Origin of the sequence: Sphingobacterium sp. (genome assembly GCF_032065005.1) — a bacterium.
Lineage (GTDB): Bacteria > Bacteroidota > Bacteroidia > Sphingobacteriales > Sphingobacteriaceae > Sphingobacterium.
Map to the genome: position 1 here is coordinate 209,065 of NZ_DAMBMM010000006.1, position 18,615 is coordinate 227,679.

Below are 18,615 nucleotides of genomic sequence, written 5' to 3' on the forward strand. Positions count from 1 at the left end.
TCATTAAGTTAAGAAAAAAACAAAATTTAGGTTCTTCGTTACTTTTGAAGCCCAAAAGTAACCAAACCGACGAAGGAGCTCACGGATACCAATTCTATTGTTACTTTTGAAGCCCAAAAGTAACCAAAAGGCTTCGGCCCATTTAAGGTGGCTTTTCGCACGGGCTCCCACACATGGATAGAATGCCTTGTTGTCGGGAATATCTTTCAATAGATCATCCCTTTTAATGGGATGATCTATTGAAAGCATTCCAAGGCCAATCCCATCGCACAAGTCGACGGCATTCTATCCATTTTTCCGCCAAGGAAATGAGCCGGATGCTAAAGGACTTCCTGCGGAAGGATGGTTGTTTGTATAAATTGGGAACCCCTGGCAGGGGTGACATCTTTGTAGAAAATCGGATTGTTAATCGGATAACCCACAGTGCGGGTGAAATATTTTTTAATAATTCCCTCATATTGAGCCAAAGCAATAAAAAATAGTTTCCTCATCTTGCGATTTGGAATGACCGATTTTCCTTAAAAAAAATAAAAATAGATTCTTCGTTGACACTCTGATGCCCTCTATTGCACAACTGCTATTCTGAACGATGAGTGAAGAATCTGTACGGTTCTTCTCTAAACGAACGTGTCATCCTGCACCTAAGGTGCAGGAACTGAAAGCCAATACAATCTATGTTATTTTTGATTTTAAAGGTTTGCATTTTTCCGAGATCCTTCGGATGAACCTCAGTGTGACCCAACTATTTTAGCCAAAATTCCAACCATCTCTCTCACCCCTCTTTTGTCCTTGTTCGAGGCATGTTCGGGATTTACCCAACTATCCTTTCAATAAAATACTGACCACTTCGGAATTTTCCGAATATGTCTCGAATAAGACCCAATAAATACCGCTAAAATCTAACTTCTAATCCTGCTTCTTGTTATAATAAATAACTTCAATCTGGGGATTGATTTTCAGGAGGACATTGACAACTTCCTCATTATCTATTGGCGAGATATAGACCTCTTCATATTTATCATAATAGATAATCAGACCTTTCATGGCGGTTGCTGGTTTCATACCGCTATATAATGTTTTGCCTACCTCAATGCGCCTAATCGATTTGACCTTGACCTTTCCAAAAAACACTAAGCAGCGATATCTTAAATATTCCGAATCGATTTTATAGGAGGTTGTGAAATAAGTAATCAGATAAAAAACGAGAATACAGGCTAGTAAGGTTGGAAGGACTGTCAAATACTCTGATAAGGGTGCTTTCGAAATAGCCAAAATCCCCGTAAACACTGGTATTAAGATCGCAAAAAAGATCAGAAGGTAAAAATTATCCCATTTGGATTTATAAGTAGCCATGCCCTAAAATAACAAAAGCTTCCAATATTTGGAAGCTTTTGTTTGGAGCGAAAGACGAGATTCGAACTCGCGACCCCAACCTTGGCAAGGTTGTGCTCTACCAACTGAGCTACTTTCGCTTGAAGTGCTACAAAAATACAATAATACTTGATTCTTGTCAACATTAAGCATGATATTTTTGCAAATAATTGTGAAATTATAGCGTGGCCTTGATGGCATCCACACAATTCATTCCATCGATCGCTGCAGATACAATTCCACCTGCATATCCTGCACCTTCTGCACATGGGTATAAACCAGCGACTTGCGGATGTTGCAAGCTATCTTTATCTCTTGGAATACGTATCGGTGATGAAGTCCTGGACTCTACCCCTACCAAAATTGCTTCATTACTATAATACCCTTTCATCTTCTTTCCAAAGATCGGTAATGCCCCTTGTAATGCGGAATGCACAAATTTCGGCAACACTTCACGCAGATCTACCGACCGGGTTCCGGGTTTATAGGAATTCTCGGGAAGATCAAGGGAAACTTTGTTCTGTACGAAATCCACCATTCGCTGTGCTGGGGCAACGAGATTGCCTCCGCCCAATTGAAAGGCCTTCTGTTCGATCTGTCGCTGAAATTCCAATAGGGCAAACGGATCTTGATCTGAACCCACCACATCCTCCAGGTTAATCTGGATAACGGTACCTGAATTGGCATGCGGATTATTTCTTTTGGAAGGCGACCAGCCATTCACAACGATTTCATCCTGATCAGTGGCACATGGCGCGATAATACCTCCGGGACACATACAGAATGAAAATACTCCGCGGCCATCCACCTGTTCGACCAGACTGTAATATGCTGGCGGAAGGTTCTCCGGACGGATGGAACAATGGTATTGGGCTGAATCAATGACCGCTTGGGGATGTTCGATGCGAACACCTAGAGCGAAAGGCTTTGCTTCCAACAGCCAATTTCTAGAACGGAACAGTTCAAAGATATCACGTGCGGAATGTCCCGTTGCGACGATCACATGGTCTGCTTTTATGATCCCTTCACTTTCGGTCTTAACCCCCTCTACCTTGCCGAACTGCTCTAATATATCTGTGACCTTACAGTCGAAATGAACCTCACCGCCCATTTCAATGATCCTTTCGCGGATACTCTCGATGATATGTGGCAATTTATTGGTTCCAATATGCGGCCTAGCATCCACCAGAATGTCCTCGGTTGCACCATGTTCCACAAAGATGGAAAGGACCTGCTGCACATCGCCACGTTTATTGGACCTGGTGTACAACTTACCATCTGAATAGGTTCCGGCGCCGCCCTCACCAAAACAATAATTGGATTCCGGATTGACGAAGCCTTCGCGATTGATCTTGGCAAGATCCCTCCTTCTGTCCTGCACCTTTTTCCCTCTTTCCAGCACGATAGGCTTCAGACCCAATTCAATGCAGCGATAGGCAGCAAACAGTCCTGCAGGACCAGCGCCGATGATAATCACGGGCTTAGCGTCCTTTACGTTTTTAAGTGCAGTATGGTAATCTGGGAGCTGTACAGGTTCGTCGATAAAGAATACGACCCGCATACGGAAGAGCACCTGCTTTCCACGAGCGTCTATCGAGCGCTTACGGATATGGAAGCCATTGATTTTATGAGTTGGAATACGAAGTTTTTTGGCTCCTTCAGCAAGGATTCGCTTCTCGTCCTGAACGTAATCAGGGCTTATGGCAATTTCAATTTCTTTTTGCATAGTCTGTTGGGGTTTTATCCCAAAAATCTTGGCAAAGATACCAAAAACTGACAGAATTTCGTGTTTAGGAAGAGTTGGTATGTCATTTGATATTGCTTTTTTGTGAAAACAAATTCTTACTTTTAAATATTACTTGTAAAAACATTACACATGAAAAGATTATTAATCGTATTTGTAGGTTTATTAACTGCTCTTTCTTTCAGTTCTTGTGGGTACAACACCATGGTATCCAAGGACGAAAATGTAAAAGGAAAATGGGCACAAGTTGAAAACGCCTACCAACGTAGAGCGGACTTGATCCCTAACTTAGTAAACACTGTAAAAGGAGCGGCACAGCACGAACAAGGTACATTGACCGCTGTAACAGAGGCTCGTGCTAAAGCGACTTCCGTACAAGTAGATCCAAACAATTTGAGCGAGGAAGCGATTGCTAATTTCCAACAAAACCAAGATGGACTTTCACAGGCCATCGGACGATTATTGGTAAGCGTGGAAGCTTATCCGGACTTGAAAGCGAATGCGAATTTCCAGGAGTTACAGGCACAGTTGGAGGGTACTGAAAACCGTATTTCGGTAGAGCGTAGAGCCTACAATGAAGCGGTTCAGGATTACAACACCACTGTTCGTAGCTTCCCGAACAACATTATGGCAGGAATCTTTGGATTCAAGGCAAAAGGAACATTTAAAGCGACTGAAGGTTCTGACAAAGCGCCTACAGTGCAGTTTTAATGAATTTTTATTGTTGTTGACATAACGTAAAGATGAATGTTGGGGGCTTTCACTTCTGCATTCATCTTTTCTATTTTAAAGCCTCATGGAGATATTCAATCAAGAAGAACAAGAGAAAATTGAACATGCGATCAGCCTAGCGGAGAACCTGACATCGGGAGAGATCCGTCTGGTAGTTGAGCGCAGGGTTCATGACAAGGAAGCGATTGACCTGGCAAAGGATTATTTTGAAAAGCTCAAGATGCATCAGACGGCATTGCGCAATGGGGTATTGATTTACCTGGCGACAGATGACCATCAATTTGCCATTATCGGGGATGCCGGTATTGATCAGAAAGTTCCGGAGGATTTTTGGGAATCTACAAAAGACCTGATGTTAGGTTCTTTTAGAAAGGGAGATTATGTCAGTGGTTTGATTGCTGGCATCGAAAAGGCCGGTGAGCAATTAGGCAGGTATTTCCCGCGGAGATCGGATGATGTGAATGAACTTCCGAATGATATTTATTTCGGTAAATCTTAATTTTATGCAGAAAACATCACAAATTGTGAAATTTTCAACCCGTATATTATTCAGCTTTTTTATAGGCTTAATATTTCATCTACAGGCCTTAGCACAGGATTTCCCTCCTGTAGCGAAGGATTTGGTAACGGATTATACAAATACCCTGAGTTCGAGCCAAAAGAAACAGCTTGAACAGAAGTTATTGGCCTTTGAAGATTCCTCAAGTATTCAGATTGCGGTCGTGGTCATGAATAGCACTGGCGACTATGACATTGCAGACTATGGGGATCGCCTTGCCAAGCAATGGGGCGTAGGAAACAAGAAATATGATAATGGTATCTTGTTTTTGGTTGCCCTTGGAGACCGTGCAGTCACTATCCGTACGGGTTACGGATTGGAAGGTGCTGTTCCCGATGTCATTGCTTACCGCATCATTGAGAACGAGGTCAAACCAGCCTTCCGCCAAGGAGATTATTTCCAAGGCATTGACAATGGAACAAATGCATTGATATCCTATACCAGAGGAGAATATCAGGCTGACCCTCGGGACGGCTATTCGACAGAAGGTGGCGGTGGAGTGCCCATCATATTCATTGTAATCGGTATCATCATATTAATTTCCATTATTTCCAAATCTGGAGGTGGCGGCAAAAATGGCGGTGGTAAGGTAATGGGTGGCCGAGGTTCATCTGACCTGTTCTGGTGGACATTATTGAACTCGTTGGGCCGTGGTGGCGGCGATAATGATGGTGGTGGATTTGGTGGCGGCTTCGGCGGCGGTGGAGGCGGCGGCTTCGGAGGTTTCGGAGGCGGTGGCTTCGGCGGTGGTGGTGCCAGCGGAAGATGGTAATGGAACGATTAATGTACTATAGTAAAAAACGTAAAACAATAGATATGAAAAAAACAATGTTAGCTGTACTGGCAGCAGTCCCTACTTTGCTTTTTGCCCAAGAGGACTTTTCCATCAAAGGAAATATAAAGGATGTGAATGCGCCAGCGAAAGTGTATTTGATGTATGTAGACGGCGGACAACGCCATATTGATTCTGCTAATGTTGATAAAGGACAGTTTACCTACAATGGTATTGTATCAGAACCTACACAGGCACAGATGATATTATCTGCTGATGGCAAACCATTGAACCAGATTGAAACACCCGATATGACCATGCTTTACCTTTCTAAAGGGGTCATCAAGGTTACTGGGGATAAAATGGCAACCGCTGAAATCTCAGGAAATGAGATCAATACTGATTTCAGCAAATACAAGTCAGCAATTAAAGCGGTAACCGATCAGTTTGAAGCATTAAACAAAGAATATCAAGCTGCAAGTCCAGAGCAACAACAGGACGAGCAATTTTTGACGAACCTGCAAGGAAAAGCTGAAGGATTATTCAAACAACAATCGCAGCTGAACGAGCAATTCATCAAAGATAACCCAGGCAGTTATGTGACTTTAGGGTTATTGGATGAAATGGTAAGTGCCCAAACCGTAAATAATGTGGTAGCGCCGGCTTATGAAAAGCTTCCCGCTGCTTTAAAAAATTCTACACGTGGAAAGGCTTTGGCAGCAAAGATCGAGAAACAAAAGAAAGTTGCCATTGGATCAGTAGCTCCAGAAATCGCATTGCCTGATACTACCGGTAAAGTGGTTGCATTATCATCTTTACGCGGTAAATATGTCTTGATTGACTTCTGGGCAAGCTGGTGCGGACCATGTCGTCATGAAAACCCGAATGTAGTTGCTGCATTCAATAAATTTAAGGACAAGAACTTCACTGTCTACGGTGTTTCCCTAGATCGTGAAAATGGCAAAACAGATTGGTTAGAGGCTATTAAAGCTGATAATCTTTCAGGATGGACCCAAGTTTCTGACCTTAAGTTCTGGCATTCTCCAGTTGTGGAACTCTATGGAATTGAGGGTATTCCCCAAAACTTCCTTTTAGATCCAGAAGGTAAGATCATTGCAGTTAACCTTCGTGGTGAAGCTCTTGAGGCTAAACTTGCTGAAGTCATTAAATAAGCAAAAAACATCATAAAAAAACTCCGGGAAATTATCTCGGAGTTTTTTTATTTATGCCTTATCTAACCAAATAATATCCTGAAGACATCTTCTAGGGTGGCGACCGGCCTGACTAGGATCTGATATCTTTTCACATCCAGTCCTTTGGTATTATATTTTGAGATAAAGATCTGTTCAAAACCTAATTTTTCAGCTTCTTGGATTCGCTGTTCGATCCGGTTTACCGCCCTGATTTCTCCAGACAGGCCGACCTCAGCTGCAAAGGTGATATTCGACGGAAGGGCAATATCCTGTTGAGAGGAAATAAGCGCGGCAATCACCGCAAGATCAATTGCTGGGTCTTCCACCCTTAATCCTCCGGCGATATTCAAGAATACGTCCTGAGCACTTAACCGAAATCCAAAGCGTTTTTCAAGTACCGCCAAGAGCATGTTCAACCTTTTCGTGTCAAAGCCGGTAGAGCTTCGCTGTGGCGTTCCGTATGCGGAATTGGACACCAATGCCTGCACCTCGATCATCAGCGGTCTCATACCCTCTAACATCGCTGCTACGGCAATTCCGCTGACCTGTTCCTCCCTTTGAGAAAGCATAATTTCCGATGGATTGGAAACCTCCCTTAGACCTGAGCCTTGCATTTCATAAATCCCTAGTTCTGAAGAAGAACCAAATCTATTCTTTACTGCTCTCAAGATTCTATAAACATGGTTTCTATCTCCTTCAAACTGCAATACGGTATCCACCATGTGTTCCAATACCTTTGGCCCTGCAATAGATCCGTCTTTGGTGATATGGCCCACAATAAATACCGGGGTATTGGTTTCTTTGGCAAATCTAAGCAGTTCAGCTGTACATTCCCTTACCTGAGATACCGAACCGGGAGCCGATTCGATCTGGGCAGTATGTAAAGTCTGTATGGAGTCGATGACCAGCACATTGGGTTCCACTTGATCGATCTGTTTAAAGATGTTCTGCATGGATGTTTCGGTCAGGATATAACAATTCGCATTGGAACTTTGGGCTAGCCGTTCCGCTCGCATCTTGATCTGCTGTTCGCTCTCTTCACCAGATATATAAAGGGTTTTTACCTTAGGAATGGATAGCGCCAATTGCAACATCAAGGTAGATTTCCCGATGCCCGGTTCACCGCCGATCAACACCAAGGAGCCCGGCACAATTCCTCCCCCTAGAACACGGTTGAATTCTTTGTCAGGAGTCAGGATCCGTTGTTCTTCGGAGTACACAATCTCATGGATGACCGCAGCTTTGTTCGTTCTCTTCTGTATTCCAGGCCCCGTACTTGTACTTCGCCATTCCGGGACACGGCTTGAAGCCTTTTCTACGATCTCTTCCACAAAGGTATTCCATTGTTTACAGGAAGGACATTGCCCCAACCACTTTGGGGATTCATATCCACATGATTGACAGAAATATGCTGATTTTGTTTTTGCCATTGAGCGAATTTAAAAAAATGTATCTACATGTTGTAACAATACCTTACTATTGTCGACAAATACCAATAAATGATTGAGAACCTAGAGCAAGAATTTGTAAATCTTTTGGAGGATAATCAGAACATCCTACACAAGATCTGCAAGCTTTACACAGCAGATCTGGCATCCCACCAGGACTTGTTCCAGGAGATGGTCATTCAATTGTGGAAATCGTATCCAAAGTTCAAGGGTGAGTCAAAGTTTTCCACTTGGGCCTATCGGGTTTCCTTGAATACGGCCATATCATTATATCGAAGTAAAAAGACAAAAATAGCCACCGTAGATTGGGATCAATCCCTAGCCAACATCCGCTATGAGGAATACAATTCGGAGACTGAAGACCAATTAAAACACCTATATGATGCCGTACGCCAACTGAATGATATCGACAAAGCATTGGTCTATATGTACCTCGAAGATAAGGACTATACGGAAATCTCAGAGACATTGGGGATCAGTGAAGTTAATGCCCGGGTCAAAATGAATAGAATCAAGAACAAACTGAAAGAAATGCTAACAAAGAAAGGAGTGGTTTAATGGATGAACTAGATTTTCTAAAACAACATTGGCAAAAAGACCAGGGATTTCCTAAAGTAAACAAGGAGGAAATCCGTAATATGTTGCATAAGAGTTCATCCTCCCTTGTGAAATGGATCTTTATTATCAGCATCATCGAATTATTTCTAGGGGTACTATTAAATGTGTTCGTATTTCTTTTTGACACGGACCCAGAAAAAATGCCCTATCCGCTGGAACTGCTCACGAATTTTATCGATGTGGTTTCCTATATCATCATCTTTTATTTTATCTATACCTTTTTCAATTCTTATAGAAAGATAAAGAACACCAATAATACCAAGGAACTCTTGTCCAATATTTTGGTAACCAGGAAAACAGTTACCTATTATATTCGCTTCAATATTTACATGATTTTGGTCGGATTGGGAATAACTGCTCTGGCAATGATTTGGGAAGAGGACGTCATCCATAAATCCGTTGGCCATAACATCTTGTTTTTTACCCTCCTGGGAATCGTCATTTTCCTAATCGGCTGGGCCATGATTACTTTCGTAAAATGGCTCTATAAGCTGATCTATATCAGATTGGTCAAAAAGTTGGAGAAGAACTACGAGGAATTGGAAAGATTGGAAAGAGAAGAAGTATAGGCTTATCCAATAAGTCAAACAGTTTAGTAAAAATTTGGACTAAATTTATCGGAAGGTGATGACAGCAAAGTGGAAGGCAAAAAAAAATATTTTTAATTTTAGTGAAATAACCCCATAGAGGTTCCATTATTTTAGCTGGCATGGCACGTTAGCCTAGAAGTAGCGCAAAAACGATGTTCGATTAATCGAACATCGTTTTTGCATTAACCCTATATTATTCGATACCAATGCTAAAATAATTCTGCCCTTCCAGGGCAGAATGTCGCAAAAAAGAGATTTTTCTAGAAAACAAATATGAGTCTAAATACCTATAAACACAGATTTAGCAATCATGTCATTATTAAAAGGTTATTACAACAAGCCATAAACAAGAAAAGGAGCATTATTGCTCCTTTTCTTGTTCAAGATCTATAAATGCATCGAGGAATTGGCCTTCCTCTTCCAAGGCATTGAAAACGATCTTCACCATTTTGGCGTTCTTAATTTCTTCTGTCATGGGTGTCAATTTCAACTTGATATTGACAGGCTTGTCCTGATGTAACAGGTAATTCAGGTAATTTTCTCTATCAGAAAGCTGCACGATCACCCTATCGATCTGCACAGAGGTCAACATATGTGACTCTTCCTGAGCATCGATCAATGCCGTAGCGAAAACATTCAGCCGAAATTCCCTAGGATTCTTATCATAAGATATGGCAAACAGATCAACAACTAAGGTATCACCAGATGCCGTTACCGACTTTAGATCAAACTGTATATCATCGACAACATTTAAGTTAGGATCTTCTTGGGCCTGCGAAGTTTTTGGTAAAAAAAATGCAAAGGCAAGTCCAAGAAACCATATAATTTGTTTCATACGTTCGAATTAACGAAGCCTTTCGGCAGATTTAATTAATTTATTATCATTTCTGATTCCACGAATAGCAAAGGATAAGCATAGAATGGAAATTGGCAGAAGGAAAAATCCAATACCAATATTGTTAGCTCCAATATGCTGATTGATCAGATCAAGGATGTTGTTTGCCGTGATAAACATCCAAATAGCAAATAAACAGATCAATACCACTTGCACCAAGATCAGATTCAACTGCAGTTTTCGGTTTTTATATTGGAATATGATAAAGATGGGGATCAAAGCTAGGACTACTGTAGCAATGGTCATCAATAAAAAGCCAGTTTCTTTAGTTGTAACGTTATTTGCTGAGGAATATACGCCAGTTACATAGATGTTTTTTCCAAGTCCTACCAAATCAATGTAGCCTACAAAAGGGAACATGAAAAGAGCAAATAAAACTAGGCTTGAAAGCAATAACCAAACGGTTTGAATACGCTGTATCATATTTATAGATTATTTATATCGCAAATATAATACAAACAACTCAAATAGGTTTTGGTTTCTGCATGGTAAATGGTTCATTGATGCGGGTTTCAGATACAGTTACACTAGAATCTCAATATCGATGCTCGTTCCTTTGCCTACTTCGGAGCGGATATCCAATTTACCATGTAAATAATTAACCCTGATTTTTACATTGGTCAAACCAACTCCATCCTTTGAATCATCCATTATTTGATCGGACTTAAAACCCTTGCCATCATCTTCGACCGTAATAAATACCACGTTATCTTCGACACTGCATTGCACCAAGATATGTTTGGCCTCCGAATGTTTCAGGGAGTTATAGATCAATTCTTGAATGATCCTGTAAATATGGGTCTGCTGTTCTTGGCTGAGCACATTAAACAATCCATATAATTGCAGTTCGATCTTGGTATTGGAATTCTGCAGACTCTTACACAGGTCTCCTAAAGAAACCGCTAGACCAAAACGACGCAAGGATTCAGGCATCAGGTTATGCGAAATCCTTCGCATTTCTGTAATGGCAAAATCCATGTCGACTAAAATGGAATTCACCTTATCATTGGGATTGGACAATTGGCTGTCCAAGATCTTATATTTGATAGAAGCCAATATACTGCCCAGACCATCATGCAAATCCCTTGAGAGCCTGTTCCTTTCTTTTTCTTCTCCATGCAACATGGCATCAAGAGACATTAGTTTTTGTTTTTGCTTTTCCTCGAGTAGCTTTTGGTTATTGTTGATTTCTTGTTGCTGCAGCAATCTTTTGTTTTTCTGGTGATTCTTGAACAGGAAATATCCGATCAACAGGAGGATGATTGCCACCAAGGCAATGATGATACGGGTGTTTTTGATATCGCTCTCGGTTTTCTCCCGTTCTGTCTTTAGGGAAAGGATCTCACTTTCTTTTTCAAGGGTCTGATATTTTACTTCATAATCCATAATGGACTCCCTGATCCGCCTGTTATACATGGTATCCTGAAGGACATCCTTCTTTTTCACCCATTCCATGGCTTTTTTATAGTCCTTTAACCCTTCATAGATTTTGACATAGGCGATGGCAATGTTCAAACTGTCCTGAAAGAATGTATATCCTATATCCATCCTTTTTTCGACATATTCATTCAAATCCTTGAATGCAGCCTGAAAATCCTCTTTGTTGAGGTTTATCAGTGCCCTTTGGTAATATAAACTGGTCAATGCCCGAGGGTTTGGCTCTCCTTCTTTTTTGAGGTATTCAATGGATTTATCCATGTGGATGAGCGATACATCATAGTTCTTTTTAAATCGATTGTAGACCGAATGCACAAAATGATAGTCGCTTAAGGGCAATGAACCTTTATGCCTCTTGATGAATTTCTCATAATTTAACATGACCTTTTCAGACATGACACTATCATCCATTGCATTTAAGGAAACGACCAGAAGCTTATAGACCTCATTCATGGTATAGGGGTCATATTTTCCTTTATTCAGGTGTTCCAATGATTCCAATAGATATTTATTGGCTTCCGTATATTGCAGGTTGTTCCAGAAATTCAGTCCGATCTTATAGAGGATATTTCCGGTGATGATATCATCATTGGCTTCTTTGGCCATTGGCAGCGCCCTATTGACCAAGATCTCCAACATCCTGATGTGCTTATCCTGCCATTGGTAGGCCGAAGCCATATTATTCAATAATTTAGCCCTCAACCATTTTGCTTTGTTTCCTTCAATCTTGGCCAGTTCTGCATCAGCTTCTTCGAATAGACGGATCGCTTTTGGCAGGTCATAATCCATATAAAACAGACCTTCATATACTTTGCCCATCCCATTGGCGACGGGAAATTCATTTTTATAAAGGAGACCCTGTTTCAGGTAACTGTGGGCTGTGGCAGAATCAGAATAGGAATAGTAAAAAGACAGTTCAAAGATATTAAAGGCTTTCTCTTCAATATTTAGATCGGTTTTTATGATTTTTTCTAGGCTATCAATTTCTGCTTGATAGGGCCTTTGTACCTGTTCCCCTTTTGCTGAGGAAACAAGTAGGCACAATAGCAGCAGGATTGGCAATATTTTGCACCTAGCTTCCATAAATAATGCTTATCTGTAGGTTTTTATTAAATAGAAATAGGCAGTGAAAATCACTGCCTATGCATGATGTGTATAAAGATAAACTATTTTTCGATTTTAATAGCAATACCTTCATCTTCGATTGCCTGCACCGATTCGTCGGTTATCAAAGGGCTTGTTTTTTTAAGCGCCTCAAAAAGCTCCTCAGCATCTCCTTTGAACTGTACATTTAATGTCGAACCTGATGCTTTATATTTCATTTTCACATCAGAAACCTTTTTATTGGATTCCAATCCCGAGGAAATGGTTTTCAATTCAGCAAGATTTACCCCTTCAATTAAGACCACCAGTTCGCCAGCGGCAGCATTATCGCCTTTTTTACCTAAAAGCCCACCTAATTTACCGCCAATACGTCCGGCCTTATTCGAGGTATTGTCTACCTTGTTGGATGTGTTTTCGACCTTGTTCAATGCTCTGTCGATCTTATCCAAAAATCCCTGAGCAGAAGCTGCATAAGTACAGCCTAAAAATAATGATAGTATGATAATTACCTTTTTCATGATCTATGAGTTTTATTATTGGACTAAGGTAGAGCTAATTAGCGCGCAAAAACATACCCAGATAAGTGGTAAATTTTGTACTTGTATTCAAGTACAAGTTATTCATCTGGAACAGGTACAATCCTGGACCTGCTTTAATTTTTTACCTGATCTTTATAATTGCGCATATGAGCTAATTTGATATTAATTACCTTTGCATCGTGGAAGAACAAATACCTAAATACTTTTTGGAAATAGCATACAATGGAACGGCCTACCATGGTTGGCAGATCCAGGATAACGCTGTCTCTGTTCAGGAAAAACTGAACCAGGCTCTTTCGGTTTTACTTCGCGAAGAAGTAGAAACGATAGGCGCTGGACGTACAGACAGTGGGGTGCATGCCAAACAGCTATTTGTTCATTTCTCCAGCCAAGCTCAGGTTTTGGAGAACAAGGAGAGGTTTGTCCATTCCCTGAATGCACTGATGCCTTTTGACATTTCAGCAAAACGCTTGATTGGAGTATCTGCAGAGGCCCATGCTCGTTTTGATGCCACGCAAAGGAGTTATGAATACCATGTACATTTTGAAAAGGATCCCTTTCAACATGGGTTTTCATGGCAGCTGCGCGACAAACCAAATGTTGAAAAAATGAACATTGCAGCCCTAGATTTGTTAGGTAGGCAAGATTTTTCTTGTTTCAGCAAATCGAACACACAAGTATTCACCAATTATTGCGATATTAAACGTGCAGAATGGTTGTGGGAAGGCGATAGATTGGTATTCCATATTTCTGCAGATCGTTTTCTGCGAAACATGGTTCGGGCAATAGTTGGAACCCTGATGGAAATCGGCCTAGGCAAGAAACCTATAGAACATATTAAAGAGGTAATTCAAAGTATGGATCGCTCTAAAGCTGGCACTTCGGTTCCGGCCTGTGGGCTTTACCTAACAGAGGTTCATTATCCATATATTGATTAAAACGAAGATTTTGGAAAAAGACAAAATTTCAGGAAATGCATACGACAGTAAACTACTGGGAAGGTTAGCTAAATACATCCGTCCCTATATGCCTGTTTTCTGGGTTTCCGTTATACTAACGATATTACTTGCAGCCGTAGCTCCTGCCCTTCCGCTATTGGTGGAATATACCTTGGACCACTATATATTATCCGGAAAAGGGGAAGGATTGACTAACATGCTTTTATTGATGTTTGCCCTGTTGATTGCGCAAACCATCATCCGTTATTTCCATACCCTGATGACCAATACCCTTGGGCAATCCGTTATCCGGGATATACGCATCCAGGTTTTCAACCATATCACCAACCTAAGGTTAAAATATTTCGACAATACTCCGATCGGTAGATTGATCACCAGGACCATCTCTGACCTGGAAACCATTGCCAATATCTTTTCGGAAGGTCTGATCCAAATTATAGGTGACCTCCTGCAATTGGTCGTTATCTTAGGAGTGATGTTCTATACCGATTGGAAATTGACCTTGGTCGTTCTGATCCCTATGCCACTGATGATTGCAGCGACCTATATCTTTAAGGAAGCCATGAAGTCAGCATTCCAAAGTGTCAGGCTATGGGTTTCCAATCTGAATACCTTTCTACAGGAACATATCTCTGGCATGAGCGTCATCCAATATTTTGCCCGGGAAGACCAAGAGATGCGCAAATTCAAGGCTATCAATGCGGAACATAGAAATGCGCATATCCGTGCGAACTGGTATTTCTCGATCTTCTTTCCGGTATTGGAAATTATTGTGGCCATAGCCACAGGTCTATTGGTATGGTACGGGTCCAAACAGATCTTGGCCGATGTCATTTCTCCGGGTGTAGTGGTCGCTTTTATCATGTACATCAATATGATCTTTAGACCAATCCGCGAGTTAATCGATAAGTTCAACACCCTTCAGATGGGAATGGTTTCTGCTGAGCGTATCTTCGATGTACTTGATACCGATGAGTTCACTCCAGATGAAGGAAATTACAAACCGGAACATGTAAAGGGAGAGATTACCTTTAAAAATGTTTGGTTTGCCTATAATGATGAGAAATGGGTATTGAAAGACGTAAGCTTCCATGTGGAGCAGGGTGAGACCCTAGCTTTAGTGGGTGCGACGGGTGCTGGAAAATCATCAATCATCAATATCCTGAGCCGTTTCTATGAGATCCAAAAGGGAGAGATCTTATTGGACGGTGTAAATATCAAGGATTATGACCTGACATTCCTACGTCAGACCATTGCCACTGTACTGCAGGATGTCTTCCTCTTCTCGGACACAGTGCTGAACAACATCAATCTGCACAATCCGAACATTTCCTTTGAATCTATTGAGGATGCCGCTAAGAAAGTCGGTGCTTATGATTTCATCATGCGACTTCCAGGTAATTTCAACTATCAGGTCCAAGAGAGAGGTTCGACACTTTCTGCCGGTCAGGCGCAGCTAATCTCCTTTATCCGAGCATTGGTTCATGACCCTAAAATCTTGATCCTTGATGAGGCGACCTCCTCCATCGACACGGAAACGGAGGAATTGATTCAAAATGCCATCGAAAACCTGATGGAAGGCCGTACTTCTATCGTGATTGCGCATAGGTTATCCACCATCCAGAAAGCGGATAAGATCATAGTTCTGGATAAGGGTGAGATCAAGGAAATCGGTACCCACCATGAGCTATTGGAGCTGGAAGGTTATTATAGGAAATTATATGACCTGCAGTTTAATTCGGCGGGGATTTAGGGGAGAGAGATATGAGAAATGAGACATTTCAAGGCGCTAAATTTTTAGTCTTTTATTCCATAGGCCTGTCCTGTTGAGGAACGAAACATCTCGGAAAATTGCACATCTAAAATCAAATTAACGTAGAATATATTGGCGTACAGTTCTTGCACCTTCGGTGCAAAATGACAGGGACAAATAGGGGAAAACCGTACAGATTCCTCAATGATCGTACAGAATAAAAATGTGCTAAGGAGGGATTCAGAGTGTCAACGAAGAATGATTCCCTATTTTTTGAATGCATGAGTTTTTTGGTATTGACATTCGGTAAAGGGGCCTGAATGAGATAAAAAATTATCTATTTTCGGCTCTCAACATTAATTAATTTACTTAGAAAAACTGCTTTCCTTCATTTTGGGGAATAGACTAGCATTAAGGTCTGTCTTATAAATGAAGTCATAAATGATTTTATGCTAGGAAGGCGAAATCAAACCAATGTAATATTATGAAACTCATTAAAACTAATTTATTAGGATTATTAATCATCCTATTGATTTCAGCATGCAGCAAAAGCAAAATTGACCCAGATGTAGAATATGTATTAGAAAAATACAGGACCCAAGAATATTTCAACGGAAAACTTGAAAGGGAGGTTTGGGACAAGGACTATCCAAATTCCAAATTAGTGTGGAAAGCAGATGGAAGCATAAAATTGACTTACTTAGCTGAAGAATCTAATAAGGAAGAAATATACTATGGCACACGGGATGAGGTAAAAAAAACAATCTTCGTATATGGTGAAACAATACCATATTACTTTGAAGGCAATTATTTGGTTTTGGTATTAGAAGATTATTTAGAGGATGGCACCGGAGACATTACTACTGCCTTCTTTAAAAAAGTGAAGTAGTTTTATCCTTTGATCTTATAAAAAAACAGCTCTTAAGGGCGAATCCAGAATGGCAAATTATGCTTGCTTTTGACCCAACTGTTTGAGAATTAATCATAAATAAACGACATGCTAATAAAATATTAATAGCAATTAGTAAAAAATGAGGTGCAAAATGTATATCTTTGCACCTCTTATTTTTAATAACACATTATTGCTCAATGCAGAATATCAGAAACATAGCGATCATCGCGCACGTTGACCACGGTAAAACTACCCTAGTTGACAAGATCTTACACTTCACCAATCAATTCAGGGACAATGAAACTTCAGGGGAATTAATCCTGGATAACAACGACTTGGAGCGTGAGCGTGGTATTACCATCGTGTCTAAAAACGTATCTGTTAAATACAAAGACACCAAGATCAACATTATTGATACTCCAGGTCACGCCGATTTCGGTGGTGAGGTTGAGCGTGTATTGAAAATGGCTGACGGTGTTGTTCTTTTGGTGGATGCTTTTGAAGGTCCGATGCCTCAAACAAGATTTGTTACCGGTAAGGCTTTGGCTTTAGGGATCAAACCTATTGTTGTGGTAAACAAAGTAGACAAAGAGAACTGTCGTCCAGAAGAGGTATACGAAAATGTATTTGATCTGTTCTTTAGCTTAGGTGCTACTGAAGATCAATTAGATTTCCCTGTATTATACGGTTCTTCAAAACAAGGCTGGATGTCAACTGATTGGACTAAACCAACGACTGACTTCACGGAATTGTTAGAAGCAATCATTGCACATATTCCTGCTCCTAAAATCTCTGAAGGCACATTGCAGATGCAAGTAACTTCATTGGATTACTCTACATTCGTTGGTCGTATCGCGATCGGCCGTGTGGTTAGAGGAACCATCAAAGAGAACCAACCGGTATCATTGGTAAAACGTGATGGCAAGATTGTAAAATCTCGCGTGAAAGAACTTCAATTGTTTGAAGGACTTGGCCGTGTTAAAGTTTCAGAAGTTCATGCAGGTGATATCGTAGCTGTAGTAGGTATCGATGGTTTTGAAATCGGTGATACCATTGCAGACTTCGAAAACCCAGAGCAATTAGAAGTTATGCACATTGATGAGCCAACAATGAACATGTTGTTTACCATCAATAACTCGCCTTTCTTTGGTAAAGAAGGTAAATTCGTAACATCACGTCATATCTATGACCGTCTTCAAAAAGAATTAGAAAAGAACTTAGCATTACGCGTTGTTCCTACTGATTCTCCAGACGCATGGTTGGTATATGGTCGTGGTATTCTTCACTTGTCCGTATTGATCGAAACAATGCGTCGTGAAGGTTATGAATTACAAGTAGGACAACCACAGGTAATCGTAAAAGAAATCAACGGTCAGAAACATGAGCCGATCGAAGAGTTGGTAGTTGATGTACCTGCTGAAGTTTCTGGTAAAGTGATCGAATTGGTAACTCAACGTAAAGGTGAGTTGTTGATTATGGAAACTAAAGGCGAGATGCAACACCTTGAATTCTCTATCCCTTCCCGTGGTATCATCGGATTACGTAACAACGTATTGACTGCTACTGCTGGTGAGGCTGTAATGGCGCACCGTCTGAAAGGATACGAGCCTTGGAAAGGAACAATCCCTGGTCGTATGGCTGGTGTATTGATCTCTTTGGATACAGGTTCTACAACGGCTTATTCAATCGATAAATTACAAGACCGCGGACGTTTCTTTGTGGATCCAGGAGTTGAGATCTATGAAGGACAGGTTTTGGGAGAGCATATCCGTGACAACGATTTAACAATCAACGTGACTAAAGGAAAACAATTGACAAACATGCGTGCATCTGGTTCTGATGACAACACACGTATTGCTCCAGCAATTAAATTCTCTTTGGAAGAATGTATGGAATATATCCAAGCTGACGAATACATCGAGGTTACTCCTCAAAGTATCCGCTTGCGTAAGATCTACCTTACTGAAAACGAACGTAAAGTAAATGCTAAGAAATTCGTTTAGAATTTA

18 protein-coding genes and 1 tRNA gene are annotated in these 18,615 nt (G+C 40.9%); 10 read left to right on the plus strand and 9 right to left on the minus strand.

All coding sequences use genetic code 11. From position 1 onward, the window contains the following. Positions 1 to 3 precede the first annotated feature (3 nt). The 4 genes from RT138_RS11795 to RT138_RS11810 form a co-directional block, all read right to left on the minus strand. Positions 4 to 249 carry a hypothetical protein gene (locus tag RT138_RS11795; protein ID WP_313190841.1) on the minus strand — a complete coding sequence of 82 codons (246 nt, stop codon included), beginning with the start codon at positions 247 to 249 and terminating at the stop codon, positions 4 to 6. Between the two features lie 657 nt (positions 250 to 906). Next, positions 907 to 1,353 carry a PH domain-containing protein gene (locus RT138_RS11800; protein WP_313190842.1) on the minus strand — a complete coding sequence of 149 codons (447 nt, stop codon included), beginning with the start codon at positions 1,351 to 1,353 and terminating at the stop codon, positions 907 to 909. A 43-nt stretch (positions 1,354 to 1,396) separates the two neighbouring features. Continuing rightward, positions 1,397 to 1,472: transfer RNA gene (locus tag RT138_RS11805), tRNA-Gly, on the minus strand. 77 nt (positions 1,473 to 1,549) lie between these two features. Beyond that, a complete protein-coding gene (locus RT138_RS11810; RefSeq protein WP_313190843.1) occupies positions 1,550 to 3,097 on the minus strand; it encodes an FAD-dependent oxidoreductase in 1,548 nt (515 codons plus the stop codon). A 150-nt stretch (positions 3,098 to 3,247) separates the two neighbouring features. On the opposite strand from RT138_RS11810, the gene RT138_RS11815 reads away from it, so the two are divergent. The 4 genes from RT138_RS11815 to RT138_RS11830 all read left to right on the plus strand — a co-directional run bounded on the left by RT138_RS11815 (position 3,248) and on the right by RT138_RS11830 (position 6,350). Further along, a complete protein-coding gene (locus RT138_RS11815) occupies positions 3,248 to 3,826 on the plus strand; it encodes a LemA family protein (protein ID WP_313190844.1) in 579 nt (192 codons plus the stop codon). An 85-nt stretch (positions 3,827 to 3,911) separates the two neighbouring features. After that, positions 3,912 to 4,346, plus strand: coding sequence for a TPM domain-containing protein (locus tag RT138_RS11820; protein WP_185212913.1), 435 nt, complete (start codon positions 3,912 to 3,914; stop codon positions 4,344 to 4,346). Between the two features lie 4 nt (positions 4,347 to 4,350). Continuing rightward, positions 4,351 to 5,178: a YgcG family protein gene (locus tag RT138_RS11825; protein ID WP_185215784.1), complete on the plus strand. Its 828-nt coding sequence runs from the start codon at positions 4,351 to 4,353 to the stop codon at positions 5,176 to 5,178. A 44-nt stretch (positions 5,179 to 5,222) separates the two neighbouring features. Next, positions 5,223 to 6,350, plus strand: coding sequence for a TlpA disulfide reductase family protein (locus RT138_RS11830; protein ID WP_313190845.1), 1,128 nt, complete (start codon positions 5,223 to 5,225; stop codon positions 6,348 to 6,350). Between the two features lie 62 nt (positions 6,351 to 6,412). Here the strand turns inward: RT138_RS11830 and radA are convergent, their stop codons facing one another. After that, the gene (radA, locus tag RT138_RS11835; RefSeq protein WP_313190846.1) at positions 6,413 to 7,801 is read right to left on the minus strand and encodes a DNA repair protein RadA; all 1,389 of its coding nucleotides are present in this window, start codon (positions 7,799 to 7,801) and stop codon (positions 6,413 to 6,415) included. Positions 7,802 to 7,870: 69 nt separating this feature from the next. Here radA and RT138_RS11840 point away from each other — a divergent pair, with 69 nt between their 5' ends. Together RT138_RS11840 and RT138_RS11845 are read left to right on the plus strand one after the other, a co-directional pair. Next, a complete protein-coding gene (locus RT138_RS11840; protein WP_313190847.1) occupies positions 7,871 to 8,377 on the plus strand; it encodes a sigma-70 family RNA polymerase sigma factor in 507 nt (168 codons plus the stop codon). Next, positions 8,377 to 9,006: a hypothetical protein gene (locus RT138_RS11845; RefSeq protein WP_313190848.1), complete on the plus strand. Its 630-nt coding sequence runs from the start codon at positions 8,377 to 8,379 to the stop codon at positions 9,004 to 9,006. Before RT138_RS11840 ends, RT138_RS11845 begins: the two co-directional genes overlap by 1 nt. 382 nt (positions 9,007 to 9,388) lie before the next feature. Here the strand turns inward: RT138_RS11845 and RT138_RS11850 are convergent, their stop codons facing one another. From RT138_RS11850 to RT138_RS11865, 4 genes are all read right to left on the minus strand, one after another. Further along, positions 9,389 to 9,862: a hypothetical protein gene (locus tag RT138_RS11850; protein ID WP_313190849.1), complete on the minus strand. Its 474-nt coding sequence runs from the start codon at positions 9,860 to 9,862 to the stop codon at positions 9,389 to 9,391. Between the two features lie 9 nt (positions 9,863 to 9,871). After that, a complete protein-coding gene (locus RT138_RS11855) occupies positions 9,872 to 10,345 on the minus strand; it encodes a DUF4293 domain-containing protein (RefSeq protein WP_185212906.1) in 474 nt (157 codons plus the stop codon). Positions 10,346 to 10,444: 99 nt separating this feature from the next. Then, complete coding sequence (locus tag RT138_RS11860) at positions 10,445 to 12,442, minus strand: sensor histidine kinase (RefSeq protein ID WP_313190850.1); 1,998 nt, start codon at positions 12,440 to 12,442, stop codon at positions 10,445 to 10,447. Positions 12,443 to 12,525: 83 nt separating this feature from the next. Next, positions 12,526 to 12,981 (minus strand): hypothetical protein, encoded by a 456-nt coding sequence (locus tag RT138_RS11865; protein ID WP_313190851.1) that lies wholly within the window; start codon positions 12,979 to 12,981, stop codon positions 12,526 to 12,528. Between the two features lie 200 nt (positions 12,982 to 13,181). On the opposite strand from RT138_RS11865, the gene truA reads away from it, so the two are divergent. From truA to typA, 4 genes are all read left to right on the plus strand, one after another. Beyond that, positions 13,182 to 13,940: a tRNA pseudouridine(38-40) synthase TruA gene (gene truA, locus RT138_RS11870; protein ID WP_313190852.1), complete on the plus strand. Its 759-nt coding sequence runs from the start codon at positions 13,182 to 13,184 to the stop codon at positions 13,938 to 13,940. Between the two features lie 88 nt (positions 13,941 to 14,028). Beyond that, positions 14,029 to 15,714, plus strand: coding sequence for an ABC transporter ATP-binding protein (locus RT138_RS11875; RefSeq protein WP_374670342.1), 1,686 nt, complete (start codon positions 14,029 to 14,031; stop codon positions 15,712 to 15,714). A 484-nt stretch (positions 15,715 to 16,198) separates the two neighbouring features. Further along, positions 16,199 to 16,603, plus strand: a complete 405-nt coding sequence (locus RT138_RS11880) for a hypothetical protein (protein ID WP_313190853.1) — start codon at positions 16,199 to 16,201, stop codon at positions 16,601 to 16,603. A gap of 200 nt (positions 16,604 to 16,803) precedes the next feature. Continuing rightward, positions 16,804 to 18,609: a translational GTPase TypA gene (gene typA, locus RT138_RS11885; protein WP_313190854.1), complete on the plus strand. Its 1,806-nt coding sequence runs from the start codon at positions 16,804 to 16,806 to the stop codon at positions 18,607 to 18,609. Positions 18,610 to 18,615 lie beyond the last annotated feature (6 nt).